Annotated in this window: 16 protein-coding genes, 1 tRNA gene and 1 pseudogene; 9 read left to right on the top strand and 9 right to left on the bottom strand. The window is 67.0% G+C overall.

Annotated features, from left to right (window positions below; all coding sequences use genetic code 11):
• Nucleotides 1–35: 35 nt before the first annotated feature.
• Nucleotides 36–998 (top strand): 4-(cytidine 5'-diphospho)-2-C-methyl-D-erythritol kinase, encoded by a 963-nt coding sequence (locus G6N41_RS01190; protein ID WP_020729723.1) that lies wholly within the window; start codon nt 36–38, stop codon nt 996–998.
• 365 nt (nt 999–1,363) lie between these two features.
• A complete protein-coding gene (locus G6N41_RS01185) occupies nt 1,364–2,998 on the top strand; it encodes a fatty acyl-AMP ligase (protein WP_020729724.1) in 1,635 nt (544 codons plus the stop codon).
• 85 nt (nt 2,999–3,083) lie between these two features.
• Here the strand turns inward: G6N41_RS01185 and G6N41_RS29700 are convergent.
• Nucleotides 3,084–4,334 (bottom strand): annotated as a pseudogene (locus G6N41_RS29700) (PE family protein).
• 343 nt (nt 4,335–4,677) lie between these two features.
• Between G6N41_RS29700 and G6N41_RS01175 the strand changes: the two are divergent.
• The gene (locus G6N41_RS01175; RefSeq protein ID WP_231608766.1) at nt 4,678–5,586 is read left to right on the top strand and encodes a DUF302 domain-containing protein; all 909 of its coding nucleotides are present in this window, start codon (nt 4,678–4,680) and stop codon (nt 5,584–5,586) included.
• A gap of 13 nt (nt 5,587–5,599) precedes the next feature.
• Here the strand turns inward: G6N41_RS01175 and pth are convergent, their stop codons facing one another.
• From pth to G6N41_RS01135, 8 genes are all read right to left on the bottom strand, one after another.
• Nucleotides 5,600–6,175 (bottom strand): aminoacyl-tRNA hydrolase, encoded by a 576-nt coding sequence (gene pth, locus G6N41_RS01170; RefSeq protein WP_012396025.1) that lies wholly within the window; start codon nt 6,173–6,175, stop codon nt 5,600–5,602.
• 12 nt (nt 6,176–6,187) lie between these two features.
• Nucleotides 6,188–6,832: a 50S ribosomal protein L25/general stress protein Ctc gene (locus G6N41_RS01165; protein ID WP_198966344.1), complete on the bottom strand. Its 645-nt coding sequence runs from the start codon at nt 6,830–6,832 to the stop codon at nt 6,188–6,190.
• 247 nt (nt 6,833–7,079) lie between these two features.
• Nucleotides 7,080–7,961: an oxidoreductase gene (locus G6N41_RS01160; RefSeq protein ID WP_198966343.1), complete on the bottom strand. Its 882-nt coding sequence runs from the start codon at nt 7,959–7,961 to the stop codon at nt 7,080–7,082.
• Nucleotides 7,961–8,569 carry an LpqN/LpqT family lipoprotein gene (locus tag G6N41_RS01155; RefSeq protein ID WP_181005692.1) on the bottom strand — a complete coding sequence of 203 codons (609 nt, stop codon included), beginning with the start codon at nt 8,567–8,569 and terminating at the stop codon, nt 7,961–7,963. The genes G6N41_RS01160 and G6N41_RS01155 overlap by 1 nt, the downstream gene beginning before the upstream one ends.
• 44 nt (nt 8,570–8,613) lie before the next feature.
• Entirely contained in the window at nt 8,614–8,982 is a 369-nt protein-coding gene (gene arsC / locus G6N41_RS01150; protein WP_198966342.1) for an arsenate reductase (glutaredoxin), read from the bottom strand.
• The gene (locus tag G6N41_RS01145; protein WP_012396022.1) at nt 8,983–9,963 is read right to left on the bottom strand and encodes a ribose-phosphate diphosphokinase; all 981 of its coding nucleotides are present in this window, start codon (nt 9,961–9,963) and stop codon (nt 8,983–8,985) included.
• Between the two features lie 112 nt (nt 9,964–10,075).
• Complete coding sequence (gene glmU, locus G6N41_RS01140) at nt 10,076–11,554, bottom strand: bifunctional UDP-N-acetylglucosamine diphosphorylase/glucosamine-1-phosphate N-acetyltransferase GlmU (protein ID WP_198966341.1); 1,479 nt, start codon at nt 11,552–11,554, stop codon at nt 10,076–10,078.
• Nucleotides 11,555–11,665: 111 nt separating this feature from the next.
• Nucleotides 11,666–11,737, bottom strand: a tRNA-Gln gene (locus G6N41_RS01135).
• Between the two features lie 180 nt (nt 11,738–11,917).
• Here G6N41_RS01135 and G6N41_RS01130 point away from each other — a divergent pair.
• The 6 genes from G6N41_RS01130 (at nt 11,918) to G6N41_RS01105 (ending at nt 18,923) form a co-directional block, all read left to right on the top strand.
• Complete coding sequence (locus tag G6N41_RS01130) at nt 11,918–12,133, top strand: hypothetical protein (RefSeq protein ID WP_198968081.1); 216 nt, start codon at nt 11,918–11,920, stop codon at nt 12,131–12,133.
• 109 nt (nt 12,134–12,242) lie between these two features.
• Nucleotides 12,243–12,650, top strand: a complete 408-nt coding sequence (locus G6N41_RS01125; RefSeq protein ID WP_198966340.1) for a hypothetical protein — start codon at nt 12,243–12,245, stop codon at nt 12,648–12,650.
• A 5-nt stretch (nt 12,651–12,655) separates the two neighbouring features.
• Complete coding sequence (locus G6N41_RS01120; protein ID WP_231608765.1) at nt 12,656–13,204, top strand: hypothetical protein; 549 nt, start codon at nt 12,656–12,658, stop codon at nt 13,202–13,204.
• A 293-nt stretch (nt 13,205–13,497) separates the two neighbouring features.
• Nucleotides 13,498–14,091: a TetR/AcrR family transcriptional regulator gene (locus tag G6N41_RS01115; protein WP_011742173.1), complete on the top strand. Its 594-nt coding sequence runs from the start codon at nt 13,498–13,500 to the stop codon at nt 14,089–14,091.
• A gap of 66 nt (nt 14,092–14,157) precedes the next feature.
• Nucleotides 14,158–17,826, top strand: coding sequence for a transcription-repair coupling factor (gene mfd, locus G6N41_RS01110; RefSeq protein WP_198966339.1), 3,669 nt, complete (start codon nt 14,158–14,160; stop codon nt 17,824–17,826).
• Complete coding sequence (locus G6N41_RS01105) at nt 17,823–18,923, top strand: nucleoside triphosphate pyrophosphohydrolase (protein ID WP_198966338.1); 1,101 nt, start codon at nt 17,823–17,825, stop codon at nt 18,921–18,923. The genes mfd and G6N41_RS01105 overlap by 4 nt, the downstream gene beginning before the upstream one ends.
• Nucleotides 18,924–19,058: the final 135 nt, after the last annotated feature.

Genomic DNA, 19,058 nt, shown 5'->3' with positions numbered 1-19,058 from the left:
GGTGTGTTCGCAGGTTGCAGCGATAGTCTGCTGCGGTGTCGAGGACGTCGGACGGAAACACCGCTGAGTTGTGGGTGCCTACCGGGTCGGCGACCGTAAGGGTCCCCGGCAAGGTCAACCTGTACCTGGCGGTCGGCGATCGCCGCGATGACGGCTATCACGAGCTGACCACGGTGTTTCACGCGGTCTCCCTGGTCGACGAGGTGACGGTGCGCAACGCCGACCTGCTGTCGCTGGAGGTCGTCGGCGAGGGCGCCGACAAACTGCCCACCGACAAACGCAACCTCGCCTGGCAGGCGGCCGAGCTGATGGCCGAACACGTCGGCCGCGCACCGGACGTGTCGATCTTCATCGACAAGTCGATTCCGGTGGCCGGCGGCATGGCCGGGGGCAGCGCCGACGCGGCCGCGGTACTGGTGGCGATGAATTCGCTGTGGGAGCTCAACCTGCCCCGGCGCGACCTGCGCATGCTGGCCGCGCAGCTGGGCAGCGATGTGCCCTTTGCGCTGCACGGCGGTACCGCGCTGGGCACGGGCCGCGGCGAGGAACTGGCGACGGTCTTGTCCCGGAATACCTTCCACTGGGTGCTGGCGTTCGCACGCAGCGGCCTGTCCACCCCGGCGGTGTTCACCGAGCTGGACCGGCTCAGGGACGTGGGGAGTCCACCTCGGCTCGCCGAGCCCGGGCCGGTGCTGGCGGCTCTGGCGGCCGGCGATCCCGAGCAGCTGGCGCCCCTGCTGGGTAACGAGATGCAGGCCGCGGCGGTGAGCCTGGACCCGGCGCTGCGCCGGGCGCTGCGTGCCGGGGTGGAGGCCGGCGCCCTCGCCGGCATCGTCTCGGGCTCCGGTCCGACGTGTGCCTTCCTGTGCCGCACGGCCGAGTCCGCGCTGGATGTCAGCGCGCAGCTGTCGGGAGCGGGCGTCTGTCGTACCGTTCGAATCGCCACCGGACCGGTGCCGGGAGCCCGGGTGGTGCCGACGCCGGGAACCCCGGAGTAGCCGGGCACGATAGTTCGCAGAGCACCGTCTGAGAAGCGGATTGTGAAATCTGCCTCAATACGCGTGAGGGTTTGGCAGTTCTTTAAGAACTTCTTAAGATAATCCGCGGTGACGAGTAGTGATGAGCAAGATGGCGCGAGATTTTTGTCCGCCCAGCGCAGCGCTGGGCGGACGCCTAGTCACCGCCGGCTCGGCTCGCCGAGCCTTGCCCTTGCCCATCACGCGACCCGGTATCGGGTCGAGGATTCATCACTGATTCGAGACCTAACCGCTCCCCAATTGTGTGCGCGCGCCTGTCGCAATGTGACATCAAGCAGGCGGAACATGAAAACCCGGACCCTGGGGCCCGAACCGAGGAGGTTGCTTTGAGCAGGTTTACCGACAAGATGTTCCGCAACGCTCGCGAGACCACCAAGGGCATGGTGACCGGTGAGCCGCACACCCCGGTTCGGCACACCTGGGGTGAGGTGCACGAGCGGGCCCGTCAGATCGCCGGAGGGCTCGCCGCCGCGGGCGTCGGCCCCGGCGACGCGGTCGGCGTGCTGGCCGGAGCCCCGGTGGAGATCGCTCCCACCGCCCAAGGGCTGTGGATCCGCGGCGCCAGCCTGACCATGCTGCACCAGCCCACCCCGCGCACCGACCTGGCGCTGTGGGCCGAGGACACCACGACCGTCGTCGACATGATCGAGGCCAAGGCCGTCGTCATCTCCGACCCGTTCATGGCCGCGGCTCCGGTGCTCGAGGAGCGCGGCATCAGGGTGCTCACCTTCGAGCAGCTGCTGGCATCCGAGCCCATCGACCCCGTCGAAGTCGGCGAGGACGAGCTGGCGCTGATGCAGCTGACATCGGGATCCACGGGTTCGCCCAAAGCCGTGCAGATCACCCACCGCAACCTGTTCGCAAACCTCGAGGCGATGTATATCAGCGCCGAGTACGACGCGGAAACCGACGTGATGGTCAGCTGGCTGCCGCTGTTCCATGACATGGGCATGATCGGGTTCCTGACCGTGCCGATGTACTTCGCCGGTGAGCTGGTCAAGGTCACCCCGATGGACTTCATGCGGGACACCCTGCTGTGGGCCAAGCTGATCGACAAGTACAAGGGCACGATGACGGCCGCCCCCAACTTCGCCTACTCGCTGTTCGCCAAGCGGCTGCGCAAACAAGCCAAGCCGGGCCAGTTCGACCTGTCCAGTCTGCGCTTCGCGCTCTCCGGTGCCGAGCCGGTAGAGCCGTCCGACGTGGAAGACCTGTGTGAAGCCGGCGCACCGTTCGGTCTGCGGCCGCAGGCGATCCTGCCGGCCTACGGGATGGCCGAAATCACCCTCGCGGTGGCCTTCTCCGAGTGCGGCGCCGGTCTGGTGGTCGACGAGGTTGACGCCGACCTGATGGCTGCGTTGCGCCGGGCGGTTCCTGCCGCCAAGGGCAACACCCGCCGGCTGGCCTCGCTGGGCCCGCTATTGCAGGGCATCGAGGCCCGCATCGTCGATGCGGACGGCAACGTGTTGCCCTCCCGGGGTGTCGGAGTGATCGAGTTGCGCGGCGAGTCCGTCACGCCCGGTTACCTCACCATGGGCGGATTCATCCCGGCTCAGGACCAGCTCGGCTGGTATGACACCGGCGACCTGGGCTACCAGATGGAAAACGGCCACGTCGTCGTGTGCGGGCGGGTCAAGGACGTCATCATCATGGCGGGTCGCAACATCTATCCCACCGACATCGAACGGGCCGCGGGCCGCGTCGAAGGGGTGCGTCCGGGTTGCGCGGTAGCGGTGCGCCTCGACGCCGGGCACTCGCGCGAGACCTTCGCCGTGGCCGTCGAGTCGAATGCCTTCGAGGATCCCGCCGAAGTGCGCCGCATCGAGCACCAGGTGGCCCATGAGGTGGTCGCCGAGGTCGATGTGCGTCCGCGCAATGTTGTGGTGCTGGGTCCGGGCACCATCCCGAAGACCCCGTCGGGCAAGCTGCGTAGGTCCAACTCACTGACTCTGGTCACGTAGCCGCCGCGAAGAGACGGATAAAGGCAAGAAACAGTAGAGGCCCCCGCCGCTGGCGGGGACCTCTACTGTTGCGCGCGTAATCAGATCAGCCTGATGCGCCGGGTTGCCCGGACGCACCGGTAGCACCGGTTACGCCGTCGCCACCGACCCCTCCGGTCCTGCCCCCTCCACCAGCACCCGTACCGCCGGTGCCACCAACCCCGCCGGTGCCGCCGGTGCCGCCGGCACCTCCCGCCCCCGCGGTGCCCCCGGCGCCCGCGGCCCCGGACTGACCAAACAGGCCCCTGGCGCCGCCGTTGCCGCCGGTGCCGCCGTTGCCGCCGTTGCCGCCGGCACCGTCGACCCCCGGCCTGGTCACGGAACTGGTGTTATCGCCGCCATGGCCGCCGGTGCCGCCGGTAAGGCCCATCGCGCCGGGGCCGCCATCGAGGCCGTCGCCGCCGGCCCCGCCGGCCCCGCCGACCCCGAACAGCAGCCCACCCCGACCACCGGCGCCGCCATCGCCGCCGTGGCCACCAGCGCCGCCTGGGGCACCGATGCCGCCGGTGCCGCCGGCGGCTGCGGCGATGCTGCTGGCGGCGCCGGTGCCGCCCGTGCCCCCTTGTTGGCCGGGGTTGCCCTCGGCACCAGCTCCACCGGTCTGGGCTGCGGGCCCGCTGAGACCATCGGTGCCGCTCGCGGGCTGAAGGTATGGCGGGGAGGGGTTGGTACCGGCCGCGCCGACAGAGCCGAGACCCCCGTGTCCGCCGGCGCCGCCGGTACCCAACAGGTAGGCGTCGCCGCCGGCGCCGCCACTACCACCGGGTTGGCCATTGCCGAACACGTAGGCGTCTCCGCCGTTGCCGCCGGCTCCACCATTGCCAAACAGCAGCCCGCCGTTGCCGCCGTTGCCCTAGAGCCACCCGCCGGCACCGCCGGCTTGGCCCGGTCCGCCGTCAGCCCCGTTGCCGATGAGCGGGCGCCCGGTGAGCGCGAGAGAGGGCGCGTTGACCACGGACAACACGTCCCGCTCGACGGCGCTGAACGCGGCCTGCGTCTGTTGCAGGGGTGCGGCGCCGGCGGCCTCCGCGCCCGCATATGAGCTGCCGGCCGCCTTCAGGGCGCTTTCGAACTGCTGGTGAAGCGTCGAGGCCTGAGCCGCCAGCGCCTGATATGTCTGACCATAGGTGCCGAACAACGTCGCGACCGCCGCCGATACCTCATCGCCCGCGGCCGCCACCACGGATGTGGTCTGGGCCGCCGCTGCCGTGGTGGCCGCGTTGATGGCCGACCCAATTCGGGCCGTGTCCGCGGCCGCCGCGGACAATGCTTCGGGCGTTACGAGCACAAACGACATGGCGATTCCCTCTCTTGTACAGAGCCGCATTGTGGAGACCCGTCGGACTGCCGCGCCGGGCGACATCGTCGGTACCACAAGGGCATCCGGCCCCTACTGGCGCGCGCGCTTGTGCTGGCGCGTTGGCTGCGGACAGGACATGCACGCCTGGCCGACCGATCACAGTGTTCTCTGAGCAGCGAAGCAATGGTGGAATGTTCTTGCCAAAGTGACCGCTGCCACGGCTTTGCCAGCCGAACAGCCGGCCCCATCGCGGTGTCGAAGGGAGCAGTACCTGATGTTTCGCGGATCACGATCCCTAGCGGCGCGAGTCGCCGCACGCCTTTCTGTCGTTGCCGCTGTCGTGGCCTTTTCCGTGACCGGCTGTAGCGGCGGCAACAAGATCGCTACCGAATCGCCCAGCGCTTCGGTGACCACCGGTGCAGCAAACGGGCAGCGAACCGTTTCGACGACCTACATCACCTACACCTCGAGCCAGCCGTTCGAAGCCACCGCCGATGCGCTGCGCGCCGCCGCCGCCGACAACGGGATGCTCATCGTCGGTGACATCAACCAGGATGCTGAGCTGGCGGCCAACGGCCTGCGGTTGCCGGGCGCGCATAGCTTCTTTGTTGGTAACCCGCAGATCGGTAAGACGTTTTTCGATGCGACTCAAGCGATCGGCACGGTGGTTCCGGTACGGTTGCACGTCTGGGTGGATGGCGATGGCCCGGCGCATATCAGCTACATCGACCCGGCGCCGGAGTTCACCGCCGTCGATCCGGGCCTGGCCGACGCCGGTCAGAAGATCTCGCAAGCAATCCGCACCATCGCCGCGGCCGCGGCCGCGGGCGGCGGCACACCTCAGGAAACCAAGGTGGAGACCAAGTTCGTCACGGTCGACGCATCGACCGCTTTCGAGGCGAGCATTGACGCGTTGCATTCGGCGGCCGACCAGAACGGGATGGTGATTCTCGGTGATGTGAATCAAGCTTCCAGGCTGGAAGCGATCGGAATGCAGCTACAGCGTTCACACAGCTTCTTCGTGGGTGATCCACAGATTGGCAAGACGCTCTTCGGTACCACCCAAGCGATCGGTGCGGTGGTTCCGGTGCGGGTCCATGTTTGGGCGGACGCCCGCGGTCCGGCGCACATCAGCTACTTCGATCCAGCTCCGCTGCTCACCGCCATCGACCCCGGTCGCGCCGACGTGGGACAGCAGCTATCGCAGGCCATCCACGCCATCGCCGAAGCCGCGGCGGCCAAGCGCTAAACCCACACCGGCCTCACCAGGCGTGGACCCGGTTTTGGGCCGGCTCCAGGCCAATTTCGACGAGCAACTCGGTGGCGTCAGCGGCCTGTTCGCAGATCGTGGGTACTTCCGGACGCTCCGGTGAGCTGAAATTCTCCAGCACGAATGTCGCCGGATCCTTGCGGCCGGGCGGGCGGCCGATGCCGATGCGCACCCGCTGGAAGTCCTTGGTGCCCAGCGCCGCTGCCACTGAGCGCAATCCGTTGTGCCCGCCTTCGCCGCCCCCGAATTTGAGCCTGATGCGGCCGAAATCGAGGTCGAGCTCGTCGTGAATGACGATGAGGTCCGCCGGTGGCACCGAGTAAAACTTCGCCAGAGGTGCCACCTGGCGGCCCGACTCGTTCATGTAGCAGCGCGGTTTGGCCAGGACCACCGAGCGCTGCGCCAATCGACCCGTCACCACTTCGGCGCCGGAGCGCTTGTGCACCTTGAACTTTGCGCCCAGCCTGGCAGCAAGGAGGTCGGCAACCATGAACCCGAGGTTGTGCCGGGTACGGGCGTAGTTTTCCCCCGGGTTGCCCAGGCCGACGACCAATAACGGCTCGGCCATACTGCGAACCGCTTACTCGGACTCGGCTTCGGCTTGACCGCCCTCGCCCTCGGCTGCCGCGGACTCGGCGCCTTCTTCGCCACCCGCTTGCTCGAGGTCCTCGGCGGTCGGTGCGGTCACCACGTTGACGACCAGCATCTCGGGGTCAGAAATCAGACCGACGCCCGCCGGCAGCTCGATCTGCCCCGCGGTGAACTGGGTGCCAGGCTCCGCGCCTTCGATCGACACCGTCAGCTGCTCGGGAATCGACATGGCCTCGGCCTCGATTTCGATGGTGTTGGCCTCCTGGGTAACCAGGGTGCCGGGCGCGGCGTCGCCTTCGACGGCAACCGAGACCTCGACGACGACCTTCTCGCCGCGGCGCACCACCACCAAGTCGGCGTGCTGGATGGTGCGGCGGATCGGGTGGATGTCCAGCGCCTTGGTCAGCGCCAGCTGCTCCTCGCCCGCGATGTCCAGGGTGATCACCGCATTGGTGCCGGAGTTTCGAAGGACCGCCGCGTAGTCGTGGGCGGGTAGCTCCAAGTGCTGCGGCTCGGCGCCGTGGCCGTACATCACGGCCGGAACCTTGCCCTCACGGCGGGCTCGCCGGGAGGCGCCCTTGCCGGTCTCGGTGCGTACGGTAACCACTAGTTGGTTGACTGCAGCTTTGGCCATTGTGTCGCTCCTCTGGGCTTGGTGCCTGGTTCATGGCACGGGCGAGGATCGCGACAACCGTCGGTCTCCGTCGATAACGGTGCTCTGATCGGCACACACCCGTCAGCCACCCTCGCCGTGACGCCCGGCAAGGTTAGCGCATCCGCACCTCGGAGTGGAAATTCGCGGCGGGCGGGGGTGCCCACCGGCTACCCCAGCGACTGGTGGGGCCCACGTGACCGGTGTGGCTGGGCCGGTGCGGTGGCGCTCAGAACGGAAATTCGGCTCCCGTGAGCTGCTCGGACAGCTCCCACAGCGCGGCGGCCGCGACTGCGTTCTTGGCGCGCCGGCTGCGGCCCACCGATCGGGTGGGACCGACGTAGCCGAATCTGGGCCCGACATAGGTGTTGCCCGGCAGATCCTGAGAGGCGGCGTACAAAGTCTGGCGGGCCCCGAAATCGGCGTCGGTGGCGATCAGCCTGGTGCCGAACGACACGACCGCATCGCCGAGCTTGCGGCCCGAGGCCCCCTGCAGGTTGGTGTGGGAGAACCCCGGATGGGCGGCCAGCGCGCGCAGCGGCGAGCCGGCCGCCTCCAGGCGCTTTTGCAGCTCGCTGGTGAACAGCAGGTTGGCGAGTTTGGACTGGCCGTAGGCCAGCCAGGGGGAGTACCGCCGGGACTGGTAGTTCAGGTCGGCCAAGTTGATCCGGCCCGTCCAGTGCGCCATGGACGACACCGTGACCACCCGGTCGGTGAGTTTGGGCAGCAACAGGTTGGTGAGCGCGAAATGGCCGAGGTGGTTGGTGCCGATCTGGCTCTCGAAGCCGTCCGCGGTCAGCGCGTAGGGCGTGGCCATGATGCCGGCGTTGTCGATCAGCAGGTCGGACTTGTCGACGCCGGCCGCGAATTCGCGAACCGATGACAGATCTTGCAGATCGAGGCGGCGGACCTCGACCGGGCCGGCATTGGAGCCGGTCATCTGTTGTGCGGCGGCCTCGCCCTTGCTCGTGTTGCGCACGGCCAGGATTACCCTGGCGCCATGGCGGGCCAGCTCGCGCGCGGTGACGGCGCCCAGCCCGCTGTTTGCGCCGGTCACGATGACCGTGCGCCCGGTGAACGACGGTAGATCCGCGGCGGTCCAGTCGGCCATCACTTCACCGCAACCACGAATCCGTTGATGATCGACTCGATGTCGGATGCGCTGCCGGCGGCCTGACTGGCCAGGCTGGTGATGGTCAGTTGGACCAGATACCGCTGGTTGTCCGGCGGCGGCCCGGTGGGAATGACGATCCGATTCCAGCTGTGCATGCGGGCACCCTCGAGGTCGTAGCTGCCCTGCATCATCGACGAGGGAAAACCGTGAAAGTCTGCCGACGAGGCGTCCAGCTGTTTGAAGTTCTCGAACAGTTGCGCGTCGTCGTTGCCGCGCCTGGCGACGTCGGCGGGGTCGAAGTTCCCGCGCAGCAAGAACACGACCAGTCTGGCCGTGGGGTAGTGGCCGCCCTTGGAGATGATCACCGTTTCCGGGTTGATCTTCGGGCCCTCGTAGGGGGACCAGCCCGGTGGTGTCGGGATCGACACGGTAAGGCCTTTGAGGTCGCTCGGCGCGATCTGCTTTCCGCTCACCCCGATGCTTTCCAGGTACTGCGACAGCGGCACGGGCGGGGCGGTGGTGGCGGTGGTGCTAGTTGTTGCGCTCGTGGTCCAGATGGATTTGTAGTCAGGGGGCTCGGGTGTGCTGCAGGCAACCGCCGGCATCGTGACCGCGAGTGAAACGACGGCCGCTGCGATCCGGCGAGCTGTCACAGGATCTCGCGAACGGCCTCGACCGGACGAGCCAGCCGGGTGCCCTTCGGGGTGACCACAAACGGCCGTTCGATGAGCAAGGGGTGCTCGGCCATCGCGTCGAGCAGTTGCGCATCGGTCGCGTCAGCGAGGTTCAGCTCCTCGTACAGCCGGTCGCGTTTGCGCACGGCGGTGCGCACCTCGATGCCGGCATCGCCGATCATGCGCACCAACTCGTCCCGCGTCGGTGGTGTCTTCAGATACTGGACGACGGTCGGCTCCAGGCCCTGCTCACGCAGCAATTCCAGGGTCTTGCGCGACGTGCTGCACTTGGGATTGTGGTAGATGACGGCCTCGGGTGTGGTCCCCGCGGTTCCGGCGGCCATCTACGCGTCTCCGTCGAATAGTCCTGTGACTGAGCCGTTTTCGAATACGGCGCGGATGGTGCTGGCCAGCAGCGGAGCGATGGACAAGACCGTGAGCTGCGGAAAACGCTTGGCCTCGGTGATCGGGAGGGTGTTGGTGACGATCACCTCGCGGGCGCCGCATGCGGCCAGCCGCTCGGCGGCGGGGTCAGACAACACACCGTGGGTCGCCGCGATGATCACGTCGCCGGCGCCGTCGTTGCGCAGCAACTGCACCGCACCCGCAATCGTGCCGCCGGTGTCAATCATGTCGTCGATCAGCACGCAGGTCCGGCCGGCGACGTCGCCCACCACCCGGTTGGAGACCACCTGGTTGGGCACTCGCGGGTCGCGGGTCTTGTGAATGAAGGCCAGCGGAACGCCGCCCAGCGCGTCGGCCCATTTTTCGGCGATGCGCACTCGGCCCGAGTCTGGGGAGACCACGACCATGTTGTTGTCGGAGTAGTTGTCCCTGATGTAGCCGGTCAGCAGGTTCTGCCCGCGCATGTGGTCGACGGGTCCGTCGAAGAAGCCCTGGATCTGATCGGTGTGCAGGTCGACGGTCACGATTCGGTCGGCGCCGGCGGTCTTGAGTAGATCGGCCACCAGCCGCGCCGAGATCGGTTCGCGGCCGCGGTGCTTCTTGTCCTGCCGGGCATAGGGGTAGAACGGCATGACCGCGGTGATCCGCTTGGCGCTGCCGCGCTTGAGCGCGTCGATCATGATCAGCTGTTCCATCAGCCAGGTGTTCACCGGTGCCGGGCAGGACTGCAGAACAAAGGCGTCGCATCCACGCACCGACTCCTGGAAGCGCACGAAGATCTCGCCGTTGGCAAACTCACGCGCGGTCTGCGCGGTCACGTGAACGTCGAGTTCTTTGGCCACCTGTTCGGCCAGCTCCGGATGGGCGCGCCCGCTGAAGAGCATCAGGTTCTTGCGGTTATCGGTCCAGTCGTGGCTCAACGCGCTGCCCTCGCCGTTTCGGGATCAAAAGTGGGATCTGAATGGGAAATCGAACGCCTCATCGTACGTAGCGAAGGGCCTGCACATGTCGCCGGGTAGCCGAGAAACGAATTCACGGTGTCTGATCGGCGTCGGGCGGCGGTGTGGATTGTTCGGCCGAGGCCTTGCGGGCGGCCTCGGCGGACGGGGTTCCCGGACGCTTCTGCTGCACCCAGTCTGCGATATTGCGCTGCGGCCCGCCGGACACCGCGAGCGCGCCCGGTGGAACATCGTCGCGGATCACGGTGCCGGCCCCGGTGTATGCCCCGTCGCCGACATTCACCGGTGCCACGAACCTGGTGCCGGCGCCGCTGCGCACGTGCGAGCCGATGGTGGCGCGGTTCTTGGTCATGCCGTCGTAGTTGACGAACACGCTGCCCGCACCGATGTTGCTGTCGTCGCCGATGTCGGCGTCGCCGACGTAGGTCAGGTGCGGCACCTTGGTGCCGGCGCCAATGGTCGAGTTCTTGGTCTCCACGAAGGCGCCCAGCTTGCCGCCGGTGCCCAGCACCGTGCCGGGCCGCAAGTAGGTGAAGGGGCCGACCGCGGCCGCTGCGCCGATCGATGACGAGCTGCCGTGGGTGCGTACCACCGAGGCGTTGTCCCCGACGGTGACGTCGGTCAGCGTCGTGTCGGGCCCGATTTCGCAGCGGTCGCCGATCTGGGTATGGCCCAGCAACTGGGTCCCCGGCTGGATAACGGTGTCGCGTCCGATCGCCACGTCCACGTCGATCCAGGTGGTTGCCGGGTCGATCACGGTGACGCCGGCCATCTGGTGGGCGGCCACTATCCGGCGGTTCAGCTCGGCGCCCAGCTGGGCCAGCTGGACCCGATCGTTGACGCCGGCCACCAGCGCGCTGTCGTCGATGTGGCGGGCGCTGACGGTTTGCCCGTCGCGGCGCAGGATGGCGATGACGTCGGGCAAGTAGAGCTCCTGCTGGGCGTTGTCCGAGCTCAGCCTGCTCAACGCGGATTGCAGTGCGGTGATTTCGAAGGCGTAGACGCCGGCGTTGACCTCGCGGATTTCGCGCTGTGAGGGCGTCGTATCGGTCTGTTCGACAATGGCCATCACGGCGTTGTCCTGGGTGCGCAGGATGCGGCCGTAGCCGTGCGGGTCGCTCAACGTGGTGGTCAGCACCGTGACGGCGGACGACGTCGCGCTGTGGGTCTCGATCAGGTCGGCCAGCGTTTCGGCGTCCAAAAGCGGGGTGTCGCCCGCGGTGACGACCACGATGCCGGAGTAGTCGGCGGGAAGGGCCGACAGGCTGCAGCGCACCGCGTCCCCGGTGCCCAGCGGCCGATCCTGCAACGTCACGTTGATGGTGCGACCGAGGGATTCGGCCAGCTCGTCGACCAGCGGGGAGATACGTTCGTGGCAGTGGCCGAGCACCACCACCAGGTGTTGCGGTGCGAGCTTGGCCATCGCGTGCAGTGAGTGGGACAGCATGCTGCGCCCGGCCAGGGTGTGCAGCACCTTGGGGGTGTCTGATCGCATCCGGGTGCCAGCCCCAGCCGCCAAGACCACGACCGCAGTGTCACCACGAAACGTCATCGACTCTCCTTTATTGGCTTTTTCTCACGCAAGCTAGGGGTCGGCGTGATGACACGCCCTCCAGGGTGTCATTTCACGTGGAGGTGGGCTAGATGGTGCCACCCAAACAAGCTCCGTCGCCAGGACTCGAACCTGAACTATCTGAACCAAAATCAGAGGTGCTGCCGATTACACCACGACGGACTGCCGGTCGACGGCGAGCATTTCGCCCGCTCGCCACCATGAAACTCTAACGGGTGGGTGGGCCGATTCCCGAGCCCGCGGCAAGCATCACGAGAAATGCCCGTGAAGCGCCCTCGGTGGATCACGTAAAAATGCCCGCGGAACGGTCGATCCTTGGCAGGCATGGGAAGTGGGCTGTCGATGTCGTCTCGGGCCGAGATCACCGCGAAGTTCGCCAGGGCGTATGTGGGGGCGCCGAAGGCGGACAAGGGGCAGATTCTGGATCAGGTGGTGGCGGTCACCGGCTGGTCGCGTGACAACGCCCGGCGGCGGTTGAGGACGGCGGCCGCGCCGCCGGGAGCGGGTCGGCAGGTCGCCAAACGGATTTGCCGGCAACGCAATCCGAAGTACTCCTAGGATGCGCTCAAGGTGTTGCAGAAGGTGTGGGCGGCCTCAGGCGGGCAGTGCGGCCGGTACCTGGCCGCTTCCATGGCACTTCAGTTGGATGCTCTAGAACGCCACTCAGTTGGATGCTCTAGAACGCCACGGCGAACTGGTGGACGGCCGTGACCGTTACGGCCCGGCGGTGCGTGCCGAGCTGTTGGCGATGAGCAGCGCCACGATCGACCGCTACCTGCGCGGCGCCAAGGCCCGCGACCAGATCTCGGGTGTGTCGACGACGAAACCCTCCCCGCTGCTGCGGTCCTCGATCACCATCTGCAAAGCAGGCGATGAGGCCGAAGAATCTCCGGGGTTCTTCGAAGGCGACACCGTGGCGCACTGCGGCCCGACACTGAAAGGTGAGTTCGCCCGCACGGTCAACCTCACCGACATGCACATCGGCTGGGTGTTCACCCGCACGGTGCGCAACAACGCCCACCCCCACATCCTGGGCGCCCTCAAAACCGGAATTACTAAAATCCCTATAAGGTAACGGGTTTGGACTTCGACAACGGCACCGAATTCCTCAATAAGGCGGTCATCAAGTGGGCCGCGGACATGGAGATCTTCTTCACCCGCTCACGACCCTACAAGAAGAACGACCAGGCCACCATCGAGTCCAAAAACAACCACCTCGTGCGTCGCTACGGGTTCTACTACCGCTACGACACCGACGAAGAACGCGCCGTGCTCAACCGGCTGTGGCACCTGGTCAACGACCGGCTCAACTACCTGACCCCCACCATCAAACCCATCAGCTACGGCTGCAGCCGCGACGGTCACCGCCGCCGGCTCTACGACAAGCCCCAGACCCCCCTGGACCGGCTGCTGGCCGCCGGAGTCCTCTCAGCGGCCCAACAAACAGAGCTGCTCACCTACCGCGACAGCCTCAACCCCGCCGCGATCGCCCACCAGATCGCCGACCTGCAAGCCGCCCTGCTCAGACTCGCCAAAGACAAGACCGAACAGCTCTACCCCGCCGCCATACCCGCCGCTCTACCCGCCCTCAAAGCCGGCATCCGCATCAAAAGCAAGACCACCACCTGACCCCGATTTCGCGGGCATTCCTTACCTGATGCATGAACCAGGTTTCGCAGGCATCTTGACTTGATGCATCACGGGATGCCATATCCCGCCGACATCGTCGGCGCCCCATCCACGGTGCAATCCGGGCGCCCAGCGTGCGTGTGGGGCGCGAATATCGCCACCGAAGCGCACTGGAGACACAGTCGGCGCCCAGCCCGCACGCTGGGCGCCGCGGGCCGGAAAACAGATACCCTGTTGGCGTGGCAGGGCCGGAGAAAAAGCCGGAAAAAGAGGCAAAGGCGCCGCGCGCCCGGATGACGGGCAGCGAACGCCGGCATCAGCTGATCGGCATCGCGCGATCGTTGTTCGCCGAACGCGGCTACGACGGGACCTCGATCGAGGAGATCGCCCAGCGTGCCAACGTCTCCAAGCCGGTGGTCTACGAGCATTTTGGCGGCAAAGAGGGCCTGTACGCGGTGGTGGTCGACCGCGAAATGTCGGCCCTGCTGGACGGCATCACCTCGTCGTTGACCAACAACCGATCGCGAGTGCGCGTCGAGCGGGTTGCCCTGGCGTTGCTCACCTATGTCGAAGAACGCACCGACGGCTTTCGCATCATGATCCGCGACTCACCGGCGTCGATCAGCTCCGGAACCTATTCCAGCCTGCTCAACGACGCCGTCAGCCAGGTCAGCTCGATCTTGGCCGGCGACTTCGCCCGCAGGGGCCTGGACTCCGAGTTGGCTCCGCTGTATGCCCAGGCCTTGGTGGGTTCGGTGTCGATGACCGCGCAGTGGTGGCTCGACGCCCGCGAACCCAAAAAGGAAGTCGTCGCCGCGCACCTGGTCAACCTGGTCTGGAATGGGCTGACCCACTTGGAAGCCGATCCGCAGCTGCAAGACGAGTAGTCCGATCCGCGGATGGGCCGCCGGGCTCGATATCGAGAAACGACCGCACCCTAGAATGGCCGCATCATGACCGCACCGGGGGCTGCTAGCCCAGATACCCCGATCGCGGGGCTCGTCGACTTGGCGCTTACCGCGCCTACTTTCCAGCAACTCATCGCGCGTGCCTCCGATCGCCCTGATGAATTGACGTTGGTCGGCCCGGCCAGCGCGCGCTCCTTCGTCGCCAGCGCACTGGCCCAACAGGGACCGCTGCTCGTGGTCACCGCCACCGGGCGTGAGGCCGACGACGTAACCGCGGAACTGCGGGGAGTCTTCGGCGAAGCCGTGGCGTTGTTCCCGTCCTGGGAGACCCTTCCGCACGAGCGGCTCTCACCCGGTGTCGACACGGTCGGCGCCCGGCTGCTGCTGCTGCGCCGGCTGGCTCATCCCGACGACACCCGGCTGGGCCCGCCGTTGCGCGTGGTGGTGACCGCGGTGCGCTCGCTGTTGCAGCCGATGACGCCGCAACTGGGCCGGCAGGAAGCGGTTAGTTTGAGTGTCGGACAAGAAATCGGCTTCGATGAAGTCATCGCTCGGCTGGTCGAGCTGGCCTACACCCGGGTCGACATGGTGGGCCGGCGGGGCGAGTTCGCCGTCCGCGGGGGCATTCTGGACCTCTTCGCGCCGACCGCCGAGCACCCGGTGCGGGTCGAATTCTGGGGCGACGAGATCACCGAAATGCGCATGTTCTCGGTCGCCGACCAGCGCTCCATTCCCGAGATCGAGGTCAGCACGCTGGTCGCGGTGGCCTGCCGGGAGCTGCTTCTGACCGAAGACGTACGGGGGCGAGCCGCGGCGCTGGCCGCCCAGCACCCGGCTTCGGAGAACACCGTGACCGGCAGCGTCATCGACATGCTGGCAAAACTGGCCGAGGGCATCCCGACCGATGGGATGGAAGCGCTGCTGCCGGTGTTGCGCCCCGATGACCATGCGCTGTTGACCGATCAGCTTGCCGAGGGCACTCCGGTGCTGGTGTGCGACCCGGAGAAGGTGCGCACCCGGGCCGCCGATTTGATCAAGACGGGCCGCGAATTCCTCGAGGCCTCATGGTCGGTCGCGGCGATGGGAACCGACGCGCCCGTAGACGTCGAAGCCCTGGGCGGGTCCGGCTTTGCCGAGCTGGACCAGGTGCAGACCGCGGCGAGCAGTTCCGGACACCCGTGGTGGACGCTGAGCCAGCTGTCCGAGGAATCGGCGACGGAGCTGGAGGTCCGCGCGGCACCCTCGGCGCGTGGGCACCAGAAGGATATCGACGACATATTTGCGATGCTGCGCGCGCACGTCTCGACCGGCGGGTACGCGGTGATGGTGGAGCCCGGGACCGGCACCGCCCATCGCATGGTGGAGCGGCTGGCCGAATCCGACATTCCCGCCGCCATGCTGGAACCCGGCGCCGCACCCAAGTTGGGCGTGGTGGGCGTGCTCAAGGGGCCGCTGCGCGACGGCGTCATCGTCCCCGGAGCCAACTTGGTCGTGGTCACCGAGACGAATCTGACCGGCAACCGGGCCACGGCGGTCGAGGGCAAGCGCCTGGCGGCCAAGCGGCGAAACACCGTCGATCCACTGGCCCTGACGGCCGGCGATCTGGTGGTGCACGATCAGTACGGCATCGGCTGGTTCGTGGAGATGGTCGAGCGCACCGTCGGGGGTGCCCGACGCGAGTACCTGGTGCTCGAATACGCCTCCGCCAAGCGGGGCGGTGGTTCCGACAAGCTGTATGTCCCGATGGATTCGCTAGACCAGTTGTCGCGATATGTCGGTGGGCAGGCACCAGCACTGAGCCGGCTCGGCGGCAGTGACTGGACCAACACCAAGACCAAGGCGCGCAAGGCGGTGCTGGAAATCGCCGGCGAACTGGTGGCGCTCTACGCCAAGCGGCAGGCCAGCCCCGGGCATGCGTTCGCCCCTGACACACCGTGGCAGGCCGAGATGGAGGACGCGTTCGGTTTCACCGAAACCGTCGACCAGCTCACCGCGATCACCGAGGTCAAGGGCGACATGGAAAAGTCCATCCCGATGGACCGGGTGATCTGCGGTGATGTCGGCTACGGCAAGACCGAAATCGCGGTGCGGGCGGCGTTCAAGGCCGTTCAGGACGGCAAACAGGTTGCCGTGCTGGTGCCCACCACGCTGTTGGCCGACCAGCATATGCAAACCTTCACCGACCGGATGGCCGGGTTCCCGGTCACGGTCAAGGGTCTGTCCCGCTTCACCGACCCCGCCGAGTCACGCACGGTGATCGAGGGCATGGCCGACGGATCGGTCGACGTGGTGATTGGCACGCACCGGCTGCTGCAGACCGGCGTTCGCTGGAAAGACCTGGGCTTGGTCGTGGTCGACGAGGAACAGCGGTTCGGTGTCGAGCACAAGGAGCACATCAAGTCGTTGCGCAGCCACGTCGACGTCTTGACGATGAGCGCCACCCCCATTCCGCGCACGCTGGAGATGAGCCTGGCCGGTATTCGGGAGATGTCGACCATCCTGACGCCCCCGGAGGAGCGCTACCCGGTGCTGACCTACGTGGGACCCCATGACGACAAACAGATCGCCGCGGCGCTGCGCCGCGAGCTGCTGCGCGACGGGCAGGCGTTCTATGTGCACAACCGGGTCAGTTCCATCGACGACACCGCCGCGCGGATTCGCAAACTCGTGCCCGAGGCGCGGGTGGTCGTCGCGCATGGGCAGATGCCCGAGGATCTGCTGGAACGCACCGTCCAGGGATTCTGGCAGCGTGAATTCGACATCTTGGTCTGCACCACGATCGTGGAGACCGGCTTGGACATCTCCAACGCCAACACGCTGATCGTCGAACGGGCCGACACCTTCGGGTTGTCTCAGCTGCACCAGCTGCGCGGCCGAGTGGGCCGTAGCCGTGAGCGCGGTTACGCCTACTTCTTGTACCCGCCGCAGGCGCCGCTGACCGAGACCGCCTACGACCGGTTGGCGACCATCGCGCAAAACAACGAGCTTGGCGCGGGCATGGCGGTCGCGCTCAAGGACCTGGAGATCCGCGGCGCGGGCAACGTGCTCGGCGTCGAGCAGTCGGGGCACGTCGCCGGAGTCGGCTTCGACCTCTATGTGCGGTTTGTGGGCGAGGCCGTCGAGGCGTATCGGGCCGCCGCCGACGGCAAGATGGTGACCACTCCCGAGGAGCCCAAGGATGTGCGGATCGACCTGCCGGTCGACGCCCACCTGCCACCGGACTACATCGGCAGCGATCGCCTGCGGTTGGAGGCCTACCGGCGGCTCGCCACCGCCACCTCCGACAGTGGCGTCGCGGCCGTGGTGGACGAACTCATCGACCGCTACGGGGCTTTGCCGGAGCCGGCGCTGCGGCTGGTCGCGGTGGCGCGGTTGCGGCTGCTGTGCCGGGCCTCGGGCATCACCGACGTGTCGGCGCCGTCTTCGGCGACAGTTCGGCTGGCACCGATGGATCTGCCCGATTCCGCCCAGGTGCGGCTCAAGCGGATGTATCCGGGAGGCCACTACCGGGCTACGACGTCCACCGTGCAGGTACCCATCCCGCGTGACGGTGGCGTCGGTGCGCCGCGCATCCGGGATGTGGAATTGGTGCAGATGGTGGCCAATCTGGTGACGGCATTGGCAGGCAAGCCGCAACAAGATATTGGTAGAACCAGTTTGTCCGAAGACGATGCGGGCGCCACCGCGTCGGGTAAGGAGCGGCAAGCGCGATGATTGTCGTCCTGGTCGACCCCCGCCGTCCGTCGCTGGTGCCTGTCGAAGCCATCGAGCTGCTCGGGGGCACCGTGCAATACACCGAGGAGATGCCGATCGCGGTGCCCTGGTCACTGCCCGACGCGCATCCGGTGCACGTGGGCGAGGAGGCGCCGGTGCTGTTGTCGTCCGACCCGAACCACCCCGCGGTGGTGGCGAGGCTGGCGGCAGGGGCCAGGCTGATTGCGGCGCCGGATCGCCGGCGCGGGGAACGCCTGCTCGATGCCGTGGCGATGATGGACAAACTGCGCACCGACGGGCCGTGGGAAAGTGAGCAGACCCACGACTCGTTGCGGCGCTACCTGCTCGAAGAGACCTACGAGCTGCTCGACGCGGTACACAGTGGCAGCGTCGACCAGTTGCGCGAGGAGCTTGGGGACCTGCTGCTGCAGGTGCTTTTCCATGCCCGCATCGCTGAAGATGCGGCATTGCTTCCGTTCACCATCGATGACGTCGCCGACACGCTGATGCGCAAGCTCGGCAACCGGGCGCCGGGAGTACTTGCCGGCGAATCGATTTCGCTGCAAGAGCAGATGGCCCAGTGGGAGGAAGGCAAGGCGGCGGAAAAGGCGCGCAATCCACGCGAGTCGGTATTGGACGACGTTCCCACCGGTCAGCCCGCGTTAGCGTTGGCGCAGAAGGTGATTGCGCGGGTCTGCAATGCCGGCCTGCCGGCGCAGCTGATTCCCGCCGAAATGACCTCGATTGCCGTGTCGGCGGATACCGACGCGGAAAACTGCTTGCGCGCCGCGGTTTTGGACTTCTCGGATAACGTCCGCCGCGCCGAGCGGGCGATTGTGGCCGCCCGGCGCGGCGACGCCATGGCAGAGGAACTCGACATGGCGCCGGTCGGGACGATCACCGAGCAGGAGTGGCTGGTGCACTGGCCGTCTGGCAGCGCGGGGGCCGATGTGGCGCCGGAGCCCATGGTCGACGAAGAACCGCCGCAAGACCCAGCAGAGCCCGAAGAACAAGTCGAGGCGCCTGCCGAAGGCGAGACCCCCAAAGAATCCCGGGAATCCCGCGGCGGCAGCAAGAAGCGGAAGGGCAGGCGCTAGGACGAGTCGTCTGCGTACTAGCGGGGACTTCGGAGGCGCTTGAGCCGGTTCTCGCCAACTTTGCGGGGACTCAGAGCCGCTCCATATCAAGCGACCTCTATGAGGTTTGCTGAAATAGCTGATTTCCAGATAGAA

This window comes from Mycobacterium shottsii, from assembly GCF_010728525.1.
Classification (GTDB): Bacteria; Actinomycetota; Actinomycetes; order Mycobacteriales; family Mycobacteriaceae; genus Mycobacterium; species Mycobacterium marinum.
The sequence above is the reverse complement of the archived record's forward strand: the minus strand, read 5'-3'. Positions and strand labels throughout refer to the sequence as shown.